20 protein-coding genes and 1 other RNA gene are annotated in these 16,235 nt (G+C 34.0%); 1 reads left to right on the top strand and 20 read right to left on the bottom strand.

Annotated features, from left to right (window positions below; genetic code table 11):
* Positions 1 to 45: 45 nt before the first annotated feature.
* From HMPREF3177_RS01750 to HMPREF3177_RS01660, 20 genes are all read right to left on the bottom strand, one after another.
* The gene (locus HMPREF3177_RS01750) at positions 46 to 1,590 is read right to left on the bottom strand and encodes a S41 family peptidase (protein ID WP_070456569.1); all 1,545 of its coding nucleotides are present in this window, start codon (positions 1,588 to 1,590) and stop codon (positions 46 to 48) included.
* A 21-nt stretch (positions 1,591 to 1,611) separates the two neighbouring features.
* Positions 1,612 to 2,328 carry a purine-nucleoside phosphorylase gene (gene deoD, locus HMPREF3177_RS01745; RefSeq protein WP_068130073.1) on the bottom strand — a complete coding sequence of 239 codons (717 nt, stop codon included), beginning with the start codon at positions 2,326 to 2,328 and terminating at the stop codon, positions 1,612 to 1,614.
* Between the two features lie 10 nt (positions 2,329 to 2,338).
* Positions 2,339 to 2,560 carry a YozE family protein gene (locus HMPREF3177_RS01740; protein ID WP_068130076.1) on the bottom strand — a complete coding sequence of 74 codons (222 nt, stop codon included), beginning with the start codon at positions 2,558 to 2,560 and terminating at the stop codon, positions 2,339 to 2,341.
* 4 nt (positions 2,561 to 2,564) lie between these two features.
* Positions 2,565 to 2,984, bottom strand: coding sequence for a peptide-methionine (R)-S-oxide reductase MsrB (gene msrB / locus HMPREF3177_RS01735; protein WP_068130080.1), 420 nt, complete (start codon positions 2,982 to 2,984; stop codon positions 2,565 to 2,567).
* A complete protein-coding gene (gene msrA, locus HMPREF3177_RS01730; RefSeq protein ID WP_070456567.1) occupies positions 2,984 to 3,505 on the bottom strand; it encodes a peptide-methionine (S)-S-oxide reductase MsrA in 522 nt (173 codons plus the stop codon). The genes msrB and msrA overlap by 1 nt, the downstream gene beginning before the upstream one ends.
* A gap of 12 nt (positions 3,506 to 3,517) precedes the next feature.
* Positions 3,518 to 4,069, bottom strand: coding sequence for a DUF2140 family protein (locus HMPREF3177_RS01725; RefSeq protein ID WP_070456565.1), 552 nt, complete (start codon positions 4,067 to 4,069; stop codon positions 3,518 to 3,520).
* Positions 4,062 to 4,544: a dihydrofolate reductase gene (locus HMPREF3177_RS01720; RefSeq protein WP_070456563.1), complete on the bottom strand. Its 483-nt coding sequence runs from the start codon at positions 4,542 to 4,544 to the stop codon at positions 4,062 to 4,064. The genes HMPREF3177_RS01725 and HMPREF3177_RS01720 overlap by 8 nt, the downstream gene beginning before the upstream one ends.
* A gap of 12 nt (positions 4,545 to 4,556) precedes the next feature.
* A complete protein-coding gene (locus tag HMPREF3177_RS01715) occupies positions 4,557 to 5,510 on the bottom strand; it encodes a thymidylate synthase (protein WP_070456561.1) in 954 nt (317 codons plus the stop codon).
* 201 nt (positions 5,511 to 5,711) lie between these two features.
* Positions 5,712 to 6,149 (bottom strand): BrxA/BrxB family bacilliredoxin, encoded by a 438-nt coding sequence (locus HMPREF3177_RS01710; protein ID WP_070456559.1) that lies wholly within the window; start codon positions 6,147 to 6,149, stop codon positions 5,712 to 5,714.
* On the bottom strand, positions 6,149 to 6,946 hold the full coding sequence (locus HMPREF3177_RS01705; protein ID WP_246827347.1) for a virulence factor: 798 nt from the start codon (positions 6,944 to 6,946) through the stop codon (positions 6,149 to 6,151). Before HMPREF3177_RS01705 ends, HMPREF3177_RS01710 begins: the two co-directional genes overlap by 1 nt.
* Positions 6,947 to 6,981: 35 nt before the next feature.
* On the bottom strand, positions 6,982 to 7,251 hold the full coding sequence (locus tag HMPREF3177_RS08605) for a NifU N-terminal domain-containing protein (RefSeq protein ID WP_246827345.1): 270 nt from the start codon (positions 7,249 to 7,251) through the stop codon (positions 6,982 to 6,984).
* Positions 7,252 to 7,313: 62 nt separating this feature from the next.
* Positions 7,314 to 7,706: a ribonuclease HI family protein gene (locus HMPREF3177_RS01700; RefSeq protein ID WP_070456557.1), complete on the bottom strand. Its 393-nt coding sequence runs from the start codon at positions 7,704 to 7,706 to the stop codon at positions 7,314 to 7,316.
* Positions 7,706 to 8,578: a 5'-3' exonuclease gene (locus HMPREF3177_RS01695; protein WP_070456555.1), complete on the bottom strand. Its 873-nt coding sequence runs from the start codon at positions 8,576 to 8,578 to the stop codon at positions 7,706 to 7,708. Before HMPREF3177_RS01695 ends, HMPREF3177_RS01700 begins: the two co-directional genes overlap by 1 nt.
* Entirely contained in the window at positions 8,568 to 9,416 is an 849-nt protein-coding gene (locus HMPREF3177_RS01690; protein WP_068130105.1) for a sulfurtransferase, read from the bottom strand. The genes HMPREF3177_RS01695 and HMPREF3177_RS01690 overlap by 11 nt, the downstream gene beginning before the upstream one ends.
* Positions 9,403 to 12,759 carry a dynamin family protein gene (locus HMPREF3177_RS01685; protein ID WP_070456553.1) on the bottom strand — a complete coding sequence of 1,119 codons (3,357 nt, stop codon included), beginning with the start codon at positions 12,757 to 12,759 and terminating at the stop codon, positions 9,403 to 9,405. The genes HMPREF3177_RS01690 and HMPREF3177_RS01685 overlap by 14 nt, the downstream gene beginning before the upstream one ends.
* Positions 12,759 to 13,880, bottom strand: a complete 1,122-nt coding sequence (locus HMPREF3177_RS01680) for a THUMP domain-containing class I SAM-dependent RNA methyltransferase (RefSeq protein ID WP_070456551.1) — start codon at positions 13,878 to 13,880, stop codon at positions 12,759 to 12,761. Before HMPREF3177_RS01680 ends, HMPREF3177_RS01685 begins: the two co-directional genes overlap by 1 nt.
* A gap of 85 nt (positions 13,881 to 13,965) precedes the next feature.
* Positions 13,966 to 14,339, bottom strand: an RNA gene (rnpB, locus tag HMPREF3177_RS01675) — RNase P RNA component class B.
* A 7-nt stretch (positions 14,340 to 14,346) separates the two neighbouring features.
* A complete protein-coding gene (gpsB, locus tag HMPREF3177_RS01670) occupies positions 14,347 to 14,667 on the bottom strand; it encodes a cell division regulator GpsB (protein WP_040928122.1) in 321 nt (106 codons plus the stop codon).
* Between the two features lie 12 nt (positions 14,668 to 14,679).
* Positions 14,680 to 15,219, bottom strand: a complete 540-nt coding sequence (locus HMPREF3177_RS01665) for an SLOG family protein (RefSeq protein ID WP_070456549.1) — start codon at positions 15,217 to 15,219, stop codon at positions 14,680 to 14,682.
* Positions 15,216 to 15,542 (bottom strand): hypothetical protein, encoded by a 327-nt coding sequence (locus tag HMPREF3177_RS01660; protein WP_070456547.1) that lies wholly within the window; start codon positions 15,540 to 15,542, stop codon positions 15,216 to 15,218. Before HMPREF3177_RS01660 ends, HMPREF3177_RS01665 begins: the two co-directional genes overlap by 4 nt.
* 90 nt (positions 15,543 to 15,632) lie before the next feature.
* Here HMPREF3177_RS01660 and recU point away from each other — a divergent pair, with 90 nt between their 5' ends.
* Positions 15,633 to 16,232 (top strand): Holliday junction resolvase RecU, encoded by a 600-nt coding sequence (gene recU / locus HMPREF3177_RS01655; protein WP_070456546.1) that lies wholly within the window; start codon positions 15,633 to 15,635, stop codon positions 16,230 to 16,232.
* Positions 16,233 to 16,235: the final 3 nt, after the last annotated feature.

Genomic DNA, 16,235 nt, shown 5'->3' with positions numbered 1-16,235 from the left:
TTAAATAATGATAAACACCATGCATATGCACGGTGTTTATATGAATTATTCATCCTCTTGATTTGAACGTTTACGAGAATCATCGACAGGAATGTACTTAGACTCTTCTTTCATTTCTTTTGTAATATCTTCTTTGGATTTTTCGCCTTTAATATAATCCATTAGATAATCATATTGAACATCATTATCTTGGATATGTTGACGAATATCTTTCATTAATTGAGCTGTCGTATCCCCTGTAACGATACCATTTTCATCTAGGTTATTGTCTTTTTGATAATTTTTAACAGCGTCTGTTAAATTAGCGTCAAAGACGTTATCCATTGTTTCTATGTTATAACCTAACGCTTCTAACATCACTTTAATCGTAATAATATCATCGTTCTCTTGTGTTTCAATATAGGCATCTTCTCTATCTAAGAACTTCACTCGATAGAAATCTGGATTGTTAATTACAAAGTCAGGTTCGATACCCTTTTCGTGAATCCAGTCGCCATTTGGTGTTAACCATTTCGTGTTCGTATATTTAACTAATGATTGATCTTTGAATTCACTAGTTCTTTGTACGATACCTTTACCAAATGATTTCGTACCGACGATTTCAGCTTTCGTTAAATCTCGCATCGCTCCAGCAAATACTTCACTCGCACTTGCTGAACCTTCGTTGAGTAAAATATAGATGTTGTCAAAGTCATCTTCTTTTACTAATCGATCATTTTCAGCATATATCTCTTCACGGTCACCATTTTTATGCTCGAGATATAAGACGAGTTCGCCTTTATCTACGAAGAAATTAATCATCTCAACAGCTTCGTTTAATAGACCACCTGGGTTTGAACGAAAATCTAGTACGACGTCTTTAACTTTTTTCTCTTTAGCATCCTCAAGCGCAAGTTTTAATTCTTTCGCAGTATCTTGTTGGAAACGATTGATACTAATATGAGAAACATCATCTTTAATTTCTGAAGTGACACTATCGATATGAATTTTTTCACGAGTAATAACGAGGTCAAATGGTTTGTCAGAACCTCTTTGAATCGTTAACGTGACATCCGTACCCTCTTCACCACGAATAAGTTGAACAGCTTCGTGTGAAGACCAACCTTTAATTGACTCTCCGTCAATTGCGAGTATTTTATCTCCAGGCTGAACGCCTGCTTTTTCCGCTGGCGAGCCTTTCATTGGACTTGAGACGATAACGTTTTGATCATATTGCATAATTTCAGAACCAATACCGTAAAATTCGCCGGTAATTGATTCTTCAAAATCAGCTGTTTCGTCTACTTGCATGTATTCACTATATGGATCGTTTAAACCATTCACCATACCTTTAATCGAAGATTCAATTAAATGTTCTTTGTCAACGTCTGTATAATATTCTGAAGATAGAGTGTCGTACACGTTATATAATTTAACGAACTCTTGTCTCGTATCAGTTCCGACGTTTACTGCGCGTTCCGTTTTTCCATCTAAACTTAGTGCGGTAATTAATACAGAGAGAAAAATCGTCGTTAGTATGATGACGATAAACCAGAATATATTTAAACTGACTTTTAAACGATGACTACTTTTTGGTATTTCGTTGTTCACAGTTTCACCTAATTTCTAATATTACAATGATTCTGCAAATGGAAGAGCTGCATCTAATGCAATTTCAATCATCTCATTAAATGTCGTCTGTCTTTCCATTGCTGAAGTTTCCTCACCTGTTATTACGTGGTCAGATACTGTTAAAATACTCAGCGCTCTTGCGTTATATTTTTTAGCAATTGTAAATAATGCGCTTGACTCCATCTCTAACGCAAGTACACCGTATTCTGCAAGTTGTTCGATGTTTCCTTTTTCATCGTAAAATGAATCAGCTGTAAATACGTTACCGACAATCGCGTTCGTTCCGCGTTTCGTTGCTTCATTGTAAGCGGACGCGAGTAATTCAAAGTCTGAAGTCGGTGCATAACTGATATTATTAAATAATTTCGTGTTTTGACTAGAATCAGTCGATGCACTTTGAGCGATAATTAAATCACGTACATTAATATCTTCTTTAATCGCACCACAAGTACCAACACGAATTAAGTTTTTAACTCCGTAATCACGCATTAACTCATGGACATAAATAGAGATAGAAGGAATTCCCATTCCTGTACCCATAACAGAAATTCTTTTTCCTTTATATGTTCCAGTAAAACCGAACATGTTTCTTACTTCATTAAATTGTGTAACATCTTCTAAAAATGTTTCTGCAATGTATTTTGCACGTAACGGATCTCCTGGTAGTAAAATAGTTTCTGCAATGTCGCCTTGTTTTGCACCAATATGAATGCTCATGTTCATCCTCCTAATATTTTAACCAATTTTCATATTCTTCAAATAAAGTATCAAACGTGTGTAATGACGCACCGTCGTATGGTGTTTTTTCTAGATAGTCTGAAATATTATTATAGTCAGTAGAAAATTTGGGGAAATCTAAATCATTCACTACATGTGTAGCGAACACTCCGCTTTCACTCTTTTCACCGACTTTTGTTTTCATAAACTGATAAAAAGAATAACTTTTCATAGTATCACTCAAACAATGTTAAATACTTTTCGTAATCTGTATCTTTTAACTCTTCTTTTGGAATAAAAGTTAATGCAGCAGAGTTAATACAATATCTCATTCCCCCTGATTCGACAGGGCCATCATTAAATACATGACCTAAATGTGAATCAGACGTATCGCTACGTACTTCAATACGACGCATTCCAAATGAATCATCAAAATGTTCAGAGACAGATTCATCGATTGTACGTGTAAATGATGGCCAACCACATCCAGCATCATATTTATCCGTCGAACTAAACAATGCTTGACCGGATAATTTATCGACGTATATACCCGCTTCAGTGTGCTGATCATACTCATTTTGAAACGGTGGTTCAGTACCATTTTCTTTCATGACGTGATATTCCATTTCAGTGAGTTCAGAAATGTCTTTTTTCATTAGTTTTCACTCCAATGTTTCTCAATAAACCCTTTACGACCAGAACCTTTATAAAACGCGTTATAATGTGCACTGTTTTTCTTATAAAAATCTTGATGATAATCTTCTGCTGCATAAAAGTTCTTATACGGTAACACAGGTGTAATCACAGGATCGTTAAATACTTTTGAATCGTTTAATTCATCGATATATTTCTCTGCTTCTTCTTTTTGAGTGTCATCATGATAAAAGACAGCAGGCATATACATCGATCCACGGTCACCGAATTGTCCATCATTATCTGTTGGGTCAAATGTTTTAAAGAATACTTTTAAAATTTCACGGTATGAAATAACATCTGGGTTAAAATCAATTTGTACCGCTTCTGTATGACCTGTTGTACCAGATCCAACCTCTTCATATGTCGGATTTTCTTTGTGGCCGTTTGAGTAGCCACTTGTTACTGAATTTACACCATCGTATTGGTCGAATGGTTTAACTAAACACCAAAAACAACCACCTGCTAATGTCGCTTTTGCCATCATATCACTCCTCTAAAATAATCCATCAACTGAAAAATACCACTTATCATTTTTATAATCAATTTCATCGATAGTAACGTCGTATTCAAGTTGTTGTTTAAAAACTTTTGAATCGATAATAATCTCTGGTGCATCATCACTAAATTCCATGCCATTATCTAATGTTACATGGTTTTTAAGTGTATCATATATTAAATCTAAGCTGACTGAAAATCTTGCGATATCAATATCTTTTAATTGTAAAATAATCTGATCGTCTTTTACAAGTGGTTCAATTGAAACATTTACTGGAACATCGATGTTTAAAACAGAATATAACGTTTCAATTTCGATGCCACTTGTTGAAACATTGACGTACATATTATCGTCTATGTTGTCATTGATAATTTTTTCAATTGTTTCGTTGTTCGCAACGACTTGTAAGTTCGAATCTTTTGACTGTTTGCTAGGCTCACTTAATTGGTCATAATCTGGTAACGTTATGACCTTATAACCAATTGTCCCAATAACTATAGCGTTAATGGAAAATAATATTATAAATAAAACTTTCCAAATATTATTCATAAGAATCCTTCTTTACGTAATGTAAATATGCGTACGGATAATTTACTTCTTCTGAAACGTCATAATCTTCTCTTGATACTAATTCAAAATCATTTTTGTCATATTCTGGGAAGAACGTATCTCCAACGAACGATTCATAAATTTCAGTGACGTACATCTCTTCTACTTCATCAATCATTGCATCGTATAATTTGCTTCCACCGAATACAAATACTTTACCGTCTAAAGATTTGATTTCATCGAGACTACGAATAATCTCAATACCGTCATCATCTATATCTTGACTCGTTAAGACGACGTTTTTTCTATTTGGTAGTGGTCTCCCAAGTGACTCATAAGTCGTTCTTCCCATTACGATTGTATGTCCTGTTGTAATTTCTTTTAAACGTTTTAAATCATGTGGCAAGCGCCACGGTATATCGCCTTTAAATCCGATAACATTTTGATTTGCATATGCTACTATTAACGATAACATTATTTATCTCCTTTAGACCGCAATTGGTGCTTTAATGCTTTTATGGCTTTTGTAATCGACGAGCTCAAAGTCTTCGTATTCTAGATCGAACATTGACTTATCTGTATTTATTTTAACAGTTGGTGCGTCGAATCCGTCTCTAGATAGTTGAGTCTCAACTGCTTCAATGTGATTCTTGTAAATGTGAGCATCACCAAAAGTATGAATGAACTCACCGACTTCTAGTCCTGTTTCTCTTGCGACAAGTAGCAATAATAGACTATATGATGCGATGTTAAATGGAACACCTAAAAATACGTCCGCGCTTCTTTGGTATAGTTGTAGACTTAACTTACCATCGTTTACGTAAAACTGAAACAGCGTATGACATGGCGGTAATGCCATCGTTTCAATTTCTGCAGGATTCCATGCTGAGACGATATGACGTCTAGAGTATGGAGTATTTTTAATCGAATCGATTAAGTTCTGTAGTTGGTCGACAGACTCTCCATTTGGTCCGATCCAATCTCTCCACTGTTTACCATATACATTTCCGAGTTCACCATACTTTTTAGCGAATGTATCATCTGTTAAAATGCGTTCTTTATATTTTTCCATTTCTTGCTGATATACTTCGTTAAACGCTTTGTCTTTCAACGCACGTCGGCCAAAATCTGTCATATCTTCGCCATGATAATCTTCAGATTCAACAAAACGTTTAAATGCCCATTCGTTCCAAATGTTGTTGTTATACTGTAGCAAGTATTTAATATTCGTATCTCCGCGCATAAACCAAATGAGTTCTGTCGCAATCAGTTTAAACGATGTACGTTTTGTCGTTAGTAACGGGAAACCTTTACTTAAGTCAAAACGCATTTGATATCCGAAAGTTGAAATTGTACCCGTTCCTGTGCGGTCATCTTTAGTTGTTCCTTTATCTAACACATGTTGTAGTAAGTCGTGATACGCTTGATCGAAAGTGTTCATTAAAATCTTCCTTTCTTTTATTCGGTATTTTTAATATAATATAAGTAATCATATATACTTCAAACGAAGGAGTGTTCCGGATGGAAGCAGTAATGTTTACTGGATTAGTATTACTTTCACTTTACATGATTTCGATGTGTATTTTTGAATAATACTAATTAATAGACTAAAAAGGAAAGCATAATCAGTGCTTTCCTTTTTTTATTGACAATACTCGTCAAAGACGTCTTTTAAATCCATCATAATATCTTCAATTTCTCTGCCCTCAATAAACATTCTCGGTAAGAAGTATTTTAACTCTTTACCTTTAAATAATGCCATTGATGGGCTCGAAGGTTCCTGAACAATATACGTTCTCATTTCTTCAGTTGCTTCTTTATCTTGTCCCGCAAAAACAGTCACTAAATGATCTGGTGTATTTGGGTTTTGTAATGCGACTGTACGTGCTGCTGGTCGTGCCAGTCCTGCTGCACATCCACACATACTATTGATAACAACGAAAGTCGTTTCATCGTCATTTAGATTGTCCATAAAGTCTTTGACCGCTTCTTTAGTTGTGAATTCTTCAAAATTGTATTTTGTTAGGTCTTTTCTATAAGCATCAACAAGTTCATTCATATATGCTTCATATGGATTCATTATTGATTCCTCTTTTCCATTTGTTTCCAGACACTTCCAAGTGCTCTTTCGCCTTCTTCAATTCTTGAAATCGCAAGTTCTTTTTGCAATTTACATTCGTATGACGAATCATCTCTATATTGATATAAAAATGGAAGACTAGAATCGTCACCGACTTCATATACAAACATCGCTGCACGCCAACGAACGATTGGACTTTTATCATCAAGTAACGGATACATATCTTTTAAACCAGACTTAAGACCAAGATCACTGTATGCATCTCCTGCTGTTCTACGAACAGTAACGGATTTATCTTGAAGCGCCTGCTTTAAATAATTTAAAGTTTCCTCTTTTTCAATCATTGCTAGAAGTGAAACTGCCATACGACGAATTTGTACTTTTGAATCGTTTAACGCAAACGTTAATAATTCATAATCGCCTTCATTCGGTGTATCAAAGTGATTTAAATAATAGAGTCTCTTCTTCCAATCCTCTTCTTGCTTGAAAGTATCTAAATCAATTTTAAAATAGCGTTTTGGTTCTGGTTGTTTATTTTCTTTAGCAGCCTTTACAAGATGAGTTAAACGCTCTTTTGTATAAAGGGCACCGATTTCTTCTTTTACTTCAGTTAGAACGTCATTAAGCTCACCATAATAGTATCCGAGAGACTCCCATTTTCTACTAAATATAATATTGTCTTCAGGGAGTGTGGCAGCTTCTACAGCGTTTAAAAAGTCATTGTTTAACGCTTCTCTCACTTCGCCATCATTAAGTTTAATTTGATAAGGAATTTCTTTAAATGTTAGTAATTCCACTTTTACTTCGCCAAAGTGTTCGTCGACGTGCGCAATTACTTTTTTGTATCTTGTCCTTCAAATTGAGCTTCAATTTTAGGAATAACAACGTCCCACTCTGCACGAGGATCTTTATCTACAGATATGAAATCTAGAGCGTAAAATACGCTAGTCACTTCATCGATTTCAAGTACACGGTTGATGAAGTCCGGATTTTCTGGACTTACTTCTCTATGTGTTGAAGATTTCATATCTGGCTTTTGCTCATCTAAAACAACTTTCATCGTATTTGGGTTTGGTGTTGGTTCGATTTTGATAATATTCATATACTTTCTCCTTATTTTACGTATTACAGTCATTATACTATTTTGAGAGATATTTTTTAATTTTATTTGTTTAAATATTTATATAACTCTGTTTTAGCGAGATGATCTGCGTGTTTATTGTGCTCACGTGTGATAAAAGAAACTAATAATAAATCAAATTTAGTCTCGTAATTAACGTATGTTGTTAAATATTGTTTAAAGCGCGGATCTTTTGCGAAACGTTTTTCAATTGAATCGACGACAATTTGTGAATCGGTATAAATTATTGCTTGTTTAATATTCAATTCAATACACTTTTCAAGAGCAAACATTAACGTCGCCCACTCTGCTTCATTGTTATCTATATGATGAAACACTGATGTAAATTCGTGTGTAGTTTCATCTTTGATGATCACTGCACCAACAGAAATGTGCGGATGTTGACGCGTTGCTGCATCGATGTGTACCGTTGCCATTATAAATCTAACCCTTCTACGTAACGTTTAGCGATTGTTAAGTCGTATTTATCAAGCACTTGTAACGTACGGTCAAGATTAAATGTATAATCACTATACTGAATCACATCGTTAACATTTATCGGAACATCCGTAATAATTTCAGCGAGTCGTCGGCTGAGTATTAAATGGTCGTAGTCTTTTAAAATGTTTTCTTTTTGACGTTTTGTTAAGGTGTCTAAATTTTCTAGTAAATGGTCTAAGGACTGGTGTTTTTGGATGAGTTTTAACGCGGTCTTTTCACCAATTCCGGTGACTCCAAAGTATCCGTCACCGCTATCTCCCATTAACGCTTTTACATCGATAAATTGATGTGGTGTAATTGAAAATTCTTCAGTAAAACGGTTTAGATTATATATATCGTATTCTGTATATCCTTTTTTCGTTAGCCATAACTCGTTATCGTCATTAATGACTTGTAAAAGGTCTTTATCTCCAGAAATAATCACCGAATCATCATAGTGTTTTGTAATCGTTCCGATGAGGTCGTCTGCTTCATACCCTTTTAACCCAACTTGATAAAAATCAAGCTCGGCAAGTACATCTTTCACTAAATCAAATTGAGGAACGAGTTCTTCTGGTGGTGCTGGTCGATTAGATTTATAATTTTCATACCACTCTGTTCGAACTGTCTCACTCCCCATATCCCACGTAATGATTACTTTTTCAGGTTGAATGATCTCAATTGCTTTATAAATATGACGAATTGTCCCTTGTACACCATTTGTTGGTAGATCACAGCTGTTATAAAAAAATTGCTTACTAAAACTTGTTGCAAAGAAGTGACGGAATAACAGAGCCATTCCGTCGACAATTAATAATTTACTCAATATTTAATACACGTTCCTTTAGCGTCGTTTCTTTCGTGACAATCGGTTCATCTTCACGAATCCACTCAGAAAAACTACCACCATATAATTTTACGGGAATGCCATTTTCATGTAAAAACGTAAACATCGGTGTTGCACTCATTCCTGACCCACAAGAGACAGTCACTGAATCAAACTTTTTAATGTCTTTTAATTCATCATGTAAGACGTCTAACGACATCGTACCGTTTTTAAATAGTGTCGTATTTGGAATGTTAACGGCTGTCGGAATATGACCACTTTTACTATCCATGTTATCCCCTTCTCCGAGATAACGCGAACGTTCACGTACATCTATTAATAAATGCTTCGGATCTTTTATGCTGTTTTTAACATTTTCAAACGTCGCATATAAAGATTCATCAGGTAATTGATCAACATCTTCAAATACAGTTGGTAGTGTTACGTCATTATATTCAACTTTTTTCGCAACTTCTTTTAGCACACCTAAACTACCGATATATAGCGTCGTTTCATAGCCATATAGTTTAAAAACAACATATAAACGTGTATGAAAGAAACTGTTGTCGTTCGCAAACAATACAATTTCTTTACCTGGTTGACTTAATGCATCATATAATCCTTTTACGACACCTGCTGTTGGTATAGGGCTTCTCCCATTGTTATGGCCATCCGCTTCAACGATAAATGGATTCTCTTGAATGTGAATCGTATTCTCAACCGGATCATTAAGTACTAATTCTTTTGTCTTCTCTTCGTTCCCCATAACGTTTCTCGTGTCGACAAGTAATAATGTGGAAGGGTCTAATTCTAGTAGCTCTTTTTCATTAATGATTGTCATTTTCTTCACCTACAATTGAATGTATTTCGTTTAATAAATCGATACTTTCTTTGTACATTACTTCATCTGGTGCTTCGATTGGTGTATTTAACATCTGTAATACTCTAGTTTTATCTTCTAACAACTTATGATCGATATCATTAAAATAATACGTCGCATTTTGAATGACGTTATCTTTTAGTGCGTCTAATTGAATAGAATCTACAATCGTTTTACTCACTTCTAATAATTGCTCTCTCAGTTGTTTATGCGTTTTAACAGATTTTTCGAAGCGTTTTAATTCCGCGTTCACCTGTCTGTCATCTACTGAAACTTTTACTTGATGCTGTTCTACTTTTGGATATTGTAGCGTGTCTACAACGTTGCTTGCTCTCAGTTTAACATTAAAATCATTGATATGTTTATTTACTAAATCATCGATAAATCTATACACGTTGTTGATAATTGTATTACTTTCAATCGTTACATACTGCTCAATATCGTTTTTAATTAACTGACGATTTGCACTTAACATTTTTTTAGAAACGTCGTTCATCGAAATATTAGATGATAGATAATCATACAATTTAAGCTCTAGTTGCTTTCGTATGAATGCAAATAAATTTTCGATTTCACTCACTGTTTCGTTTTTGACCGTATGTGCTGAAAAGTCATTTAGTAACTGTGACGTATTATGACGGTTTTCTTTAAGCGTGTATATAAATGACTCACCTTCATCGAATTGTTTAATATTTGAGTTTAGTAATTCGATAAACTGCTTAATATTTTCATCGATAGAAAGAGCGAGTAATTCTTTTGATTTATTTTCTGCATCTTTTAAAAATGATAACTTCACCGCTTCAAATGATGCATCATCATGTTCTAAAGCATATTTACTTGAAACACCGTAAATCTGATGTTGGATTTTTAATTGGTTTAGTGACTGATGCATATATGCTTCAACGTCTTCAATTTCTCTATCATTTTTTGCTAAGTCAACAGCGTTAATAACGACTGATAACGGAAACTCTTTTCCTTTGATTGATTGAATATACTTTAAAAATTGTGCGTCAGATTGAGTGAACACATGGTTAAAATACGATACGTAAATGATTAAGTCACTATTTGCGATAATTTGGTGTGTTTCTTGTGTATGACGTTCGTTTATCGAGTTAATACCTGGTGAGTCGATAATCGTAAATTGATCTAATAACGGTGCATGATGGCCGATAAATGCCTTATCGATAAATATTGCATGACTGTCTTCACTCGTTTTAAAATCGATGTCTTCTCGAGTCGTTTCGATCTTTTGACCGAATAGCGGTCGATACGTCTCTAAATTTTTGTTCACACCATTTTTAAGTGGTACAAATAATTTAGGCACATCCATTTTATTTAATTGTTTGACTTGGTCATCTAACGACAAATTGCTCTTTCCAGTGACAGACTCTAACAATTCAACGATTGATTCTTCAGATTTATATTGAATATAGCTTTTATCGCTGTTACTAATCTCAGTAATTGAAGCGGTCGTTGGGTTCGGACTTGTCGTAAGAAGTTTTTCTTTTAATAAAGCGTTGATAAACGTACTTTTACCTGCGCTAAATCCACCGAATACACTGATATTCGCTTCGTTATGCTTTAAACGGTTAAGTTTATTCGTTAATAATTTATAAATATGTCGATAGTTATTTGACTCTTTGATTAAATCGGTAATGCTATAAAATTTTTCTGTATCTAATGCTGTTGATTTAAAGTCATAACTCACAACGTCTTCTTTTTTCTCTGTTAAATCTTTTATCGTATCGAGTGACAATTCAATGTTCTCATTTAATGCTTTTAATTCATCTTCGACATGCGTATATAAATGTTTGTAGCTACCAGATAAAAATACAGATTTTAACTCAGCGAGTTGAAGTGCTTTTTTGTAACGATTTAATTCTTCGTCTACCGTATCATCTGGATTAACGTCATAAACTTTAATATCTAATTGCTTTATAAATACTTTAAGGAGATTTCTTACTTCTTTAGAAATCGTTTGTTTTAATTCTCCTAAATAGACATCTAAAATCTTCTCATTACTTTCAACGATTTCATAATCTGTAAGTAAAGCGTCGTGATACTCATATTTAAAGTATTCGTTTGAAGAGATTTTAAGCTCTAAAAACAAGTCATTGATTTGCGTATTAATTTGACGATCAATAACGTCTTGCATCAGTTGATGCACAATCTTTACTTGATCTTCTTTCATCGCTTGTAACTTTTTCTTTTTCCCAAATAAGCCTTTTACTTGTACGTCCCCAGTACTGATTTTGAAGTACTCGCGTATACTATCCTTTACGTCATGGGGGAATAAGTAACTATTACTTACAATATCTTTCGCATGCGCATCGACGTATTCAGTTAATTTATGAATATCACTTTTAATATGTGACGCATCGTGTGCTTGTTTTTCTTCTAGTAAATAATGGATATGTGTTTTTAGATCTGAATCTATTTCTGAATCTACGTCTAAACTATTTAACTGATCATCTAAATATTCGATATGCTTTTGCTCGATATTTTGAATAATTCGTTCATGATACAGCTTTTTAAACGACGCTCTTGAATCGTCTAATTCTTTTAAAAATGATTCTAATTGATCGTTTTGACGGTATGGTGTGCCGTAAATCGACGTCGTAAATATATGTTCTGGATGAATGTTGTGGTTTGATAACGTCGACTTTAAGCGATTAATGAACGTATCGTATGATAATTCACTATCGTCGTGTTTATCGATTTGGTTGACGATTAAAGAAAACGGAATATTATAAGATGCGATTTCTTCTAAAAATGATAAATTTGATTCACTTTCGACATGGTTATATTCGACTGTAAAAAATACATAGTCTGAGTTGAGTAAAAATTTATGCGTACTTTCTTCGTGTGCTGATGTTTTTGAATCCACTCCTGGAGTATCTTGAAACACGAACGTATCATTGTATTTTTTACTATCATGCATAATTTTAACGTATTCAATCTCAACGTCTTTTTTGTTAATTTGTTTTACTTCGCTTAAGTCATTAAGTTTAACGTAGTGATTTTTATCAATATAGACACGCGCACGTGTCTCATCGCAGATTTCTATTTGCACTGTTTTACTCGTCGTAGGAATCGGAGAAGAAGGCAACACTTCATCTTCTAATAAATAGTTAATTAAACTCGATTTCCTGGCAGAAAAATGTCCGATAAACGACACGACAAATAAGTCATCATAAACTTTTTTAATCGTATAATCGATTTCTGACAAAAGTTGTTTGTTGTTAGATTTACTAATTTCTTTTCGAATCTTATATAAAATATTTAAAGTATCATCGTTTACCATTACTTTTTACCCCAGTACTGATAATAAGTTGTTTCAATATAGCCGTTAAATAATTTCCTTCTATGTGTTGCACGTTTTCCAATAATGATTTCAAATTCTTTATTAGACGTCATTAAATAAACGTTTAACGTATCATTTTGCTCCATTAATTGTCCGATTTTGCGGTACATATCTTCGACTGCTTTAGCCTCTCCGATACGTTCACCGTAAGGAGGGTTTGTGACGATTTGTGTATGATTTTTTAAATGATCGATATCATGGACATTTTTAACACTAAACTGTATTTCTTCTAACAGTCCGACTTCATCTGCATTTTGCTTAGATACTGCAATCATTCGTTCGTCGATATCACTCGCATATATTTCGACATCTTTATCGTAAAGAGCGTCATTTTCACATTGATTTCTTAACTCTGACCATAATTCTTCAGGGATAATGTCCCATTTTTCTGCGTCAAATGTTCGATTTGAACCAGGTGCAATGTTTTTAGCAATCATCGCCGCTTCAATCGCGATTGTTCCAGATCCACAAAATGGATCAACTAATGGGTTTTCACCAGTATAGTTAGCGAGTTGCAACATCGCTGCAGCAAGAGTTTCTTTAATCGGTGCGTCACCTTGAAGAACTCTATACCCGCGTTTATGTAACGCATCTCCTGACGTATCAATTGTGAGTAATGCTCTGTCTTTTAATATATTAATGTCTACTTTATAACGCGCACCTGTTTCAGGTAATTTACCATCGAGCTTAAATGCTTCTTTTAAATGTTCAACAATTGCTTTTTTAGTAATACGCTGTACGTCAGGTACAGAATATAACGTTGATTTATGTGAGCGACCTGTCACAGGGAAATTCGCATCAGGGCCTAAAATATCTGACCATGGTAAATCTTTGACAGCTTCAAAGAGACCATCAAACGTCGTGACTTTAAAATCCCCAATGATAATACGGATACGTTCTGCTGTTCGTAATTTTAAGTTCGTTTCGACAATTGTTTTTTCATCGCCTGAAAAATATACGCGTCCATTTTCTAAAGTCGTCTCAAGCCCGAGTGACTCGATTTCATTTGCAACAACACGCTCAAGTCCCATTGGCGTATTCGCTAAAAATTTAAATTTCATATTACGCATCCCTTTATATTGTGTTTATACATATTTAAAAAAAGACTCTCCATATACATATACGGAGAGTCACCTAGCCCGGCTTCTCTATAAGCCATGTTCTGTACTAATGTGTTCTAACGTGCACTAGATTACACTCACACAATAGTGATAATCATCTGTCTATATTACTTTCGTAATATCTCTTTCTTCTGTTGAATTCCAGAGAAAAAGTGCTCCTACCAAATTTGGATTGCTCACTCGAGGGGTTTACCCGTTCCACTTTTTACGTTTCCGTAAAACATCGTCACTGTGGCACTTTCAAGTTTTCTTTCATATCTTACGACTTAGAAAGTTAAACTGCCGTTAGCAAAATTTGCTACCTTGACTTATTGTTTCGTCAAGCACGAACACTACAATCATCTCAGACTGTGTGAGCATGGACTTTCCTCTAAGTTTCCTTAGCGATTATCCGATCCACCGGGAATTATTTACTTTGTCCAAATACTTTTTTCTCTAAATTAGAAAGACGTTTTAAAATATCGATATGTTGGTTTTGACTGTCTGACACATCACTACGTGAACGCGTCGCGACTCTAATTCTTAACTCTTCGATTTCTTTTTTTAAACGTTTGTTTTCTTCTTCAAGTTTTTGTAAGTTTTTGTTCATATCTGCCATACGCTGATAATCTGCAATGACATCATCTAAAAATGTATCAACTTCAATTGGTTGATACCCGCGAAGTGTTTTTTCAAATTCTTTTTCGAAAATATCTTTTGCAGACAAGTTAAGAGAGTATTCACTCATTTTTTTCACCTCTTAGTTGTCATATTGATAAGTGATAAAATCATTTAAATCATCAAATTGAATTCTTTCAATATTATAATCAGATTTGCTGCTATTTTCAAGTAAATCATCATATATGTACTTTAAATTAGATTCCGTAGATTCATCATAAAAAATTAATGCATCTGTCGTATTGTCTATTAAAAACTGATTGATTTCTCTAAACATACGTGGACCTTCGTACATGCGTTTATATACATACGAAGAAAACTCTGCATGAGATTCTATATCTTGTAAAATTAATTTGTCTTCTTCTTTAAATCGCTCGTCATATTCATAAAAAGGTTTTAAAATCGCATACTGAAAAGAATAGTCGTCTTTTAAATCTTGTAGCACTTCTCCTGCGTACATATCGATGCCAGGATAGTTTTGTAAGATAAACCACTCTGCCCCATGTTCTAAGTATTCGATTATTTTCATCTTTAAAAAAGCTTTTAATACTTCTACCTCTTTTTGAGTATGACTAAATATACCGAGCTCATAACTTCTATACCCTAATATAAGTACTCTCATATAATCTCCTTATTTATAAAATAATTAAACCACATATTAATAAATTTAATCTTTTCATTATAAAGTCTTGGTTTTAACTCTTTTTTATGACACGCCATTGCAAGCTCTGTAATCTGTTTTGAAAGTTTTAACTGTGTAGAATCGTTAAAGTATCGATCAGTCGGCAATGACTCTATAAATGATGCAAGGGCATCTGCTTCTAATAGAAATGGTTGGATCTCATCATCAAAATGATACTCATACCCATCTTGTGCGAATCTGTATTTACGTTTTACGTCATCAATATATTTTAAAAGACACTCTTTAGTGTACTGTCTATTCAACGTTATCACCCTTTAAAACATTAGATTTATGTATGTATATTATTGTATAATAACTAAACATGAATGAATATAGCCAAGGAATGATCTAATGTGAAATACCCTGCTGGTATTCAAAAAAGTAATGTTACTAGTAATTCAAGAAAGAAAAAAGTACAATATGGACATCGTGGGATGACTCTTGAAAAAGATATTGACACGACAAATAAGTATTATTTAAATACGAATCGCGCGATTATTCATAAAAAACCGACGCCGATTACTGTTGTAAATGTCGATTACCCATCGAGACAAAAAGCTAAAATTACAGAAGCATATTACAAAACTCCATCTACAAGTGACTATAACGGTATTTATAGAGGGAAATATATCGACTTTGAAGTAAAAGAAACAAGAAACGAAACTCGCTTCCCTTTTATTAATATCCATGAACATCAAGTTGAACATATGAGAAAATGTCACGAGCACGGTGGCATTGTTTTTATTATTATGAGATTTCATGCACACGACGAAGTGTTTTTATATCCGATTGAGAAGTTTTTAATCCACTGGGACAATTACAAACTTAAGAACGGTAGAAAATCCATTCGTTATGAGGACGTAAAATGTGACAGTCATATTATTACAGAAAAATTTAACCCGCGTTTTGATTATCTTCAAGTGGTAGATGAATTATATTTTGGAATGAGGTAGCAG

The sequence above is a fragment of the Nosocomiicoccus sp. HMSC09A07 genome (assembly GCF_001808485.1).
GTDB lineage: Bacteria > Bacillota > Bacilli > Staphylococcales > Salinicoccaceae > Nosocomiicoccus > Nosocomiicoccus ampullae_A.
Note: the sequence above shows the minus strand (reverse complement) of the source record. Positions and strands in the feature narration are given on the sequence as shown.

Excerpts from the sequence above, each read along its gene's own strand:
- gpsB (WP_040928122.1), bottom strand. The coding sequence starts at position 14,667 with ATGAGTGAATACTCTCTTAACTTGTCTGCAAAAGATATTTTCGAAAAA.
- msrA (WP_070456567.1), bottom strand. The coding sequence starts at position 3,505 with ATGGCAAAAGCGACATTAGCAGGTGGTTGTTTTTGGTGTTTAGTTAAA.
- HMPREF3177_RS08605 (WP_246827345.1), bottom strand. The coding sequence starts at position 7,251 with ATGAATATTATCAAAATCGAACCAACACCAAACCCAAATACGATGAAA.
- HMPREF3177_RS01690 (WP_068130105.1), bottom strand. The coding sequence starts at position 9,416 with ATGACAATCATTAATGAAAAAGAGCTACTAGAATTAGACCCTTCCACA.
- msrB (WP_068130080.1), bottom strand. The coding sequence starts at position 2,984 with ATGAAAAAAGACATTTCTGAACTCACTGAAATGGAATATCACGTCATG.
- HMPREF3177_RS01665 (WP_070456549.1), bottom strand. The coding sequence starts at position 15,219 with ATGAGAGTACTTATATTAGGGTATAGAAGTTATGAGCTCGGTATATTT.
- deoD (WP_068130073.1), bottom strand. The coding sequence starts at position 2,328 with ATGAGCATTCATATTGGTGCAAAACAAGGCGACATTGCAGAAACTATT.
- HMPREF3177_RS01720 (WP_070456563.1), bottom strand. The coding sequence starts at position 4,544 with ATGTTATCGTTAATAGTAGCATATGCAAATCAAAATGTTATCGGATTT.
- HMPREF3177_RS01710 (WP_070456559.1), bottom strand. The coding sequence starts at position 6,149 with ATGAATCCATATGAAGCATATATGAATGAACTTGTTGATGCTTATAGA.
- HMPREF3177_RS01700 (WP_070456557.1), bottom strand. The coding sequence starts at position 7,706 with ATGGCAACGGTACACATCGATGCAGCAACGCGTCAACATCCGCACATT.
- HMPREF3177_RS01725 (WP_070456565.1), bottom strand. The coding sequence starts at position 4,069 with ATGAATAATATTTGGAAAGTTTTATTTATAATATTATTTTCCATTAAC.
- HMPREF3177_RS01740 (WP_068130076.1), bottom strand. The coding sequence starts at position 2,560 with ATGAAAAGTTATTCTTTTTATCAGTTTATGAAAACAAAAGTCGGTGAA.
- HMPREF3177_RS01680 (WP_070456551.1), bottom strand. The coding sequence starts at position 13,880 with ATGAAATTTAAATTTTTAGCGAATACGCCAATGGGACTTGAGCGTGTT.
- HMPREF3177_RS01715 (WP_070456561.1), bottom strand. The coding sequence starts at position 5,510 with ATGAACACTTTCGATCAAGCGTATCACGACTTACTACAACATGTGTTA.
- HMPREF3177_RS01685 (WP_070456553.1), bottom strand. The coding sequence starts at position 12,759 with ATGGTAAACGATGATACTTTAAATATTTTATATAAGATTCGAAAAGAA.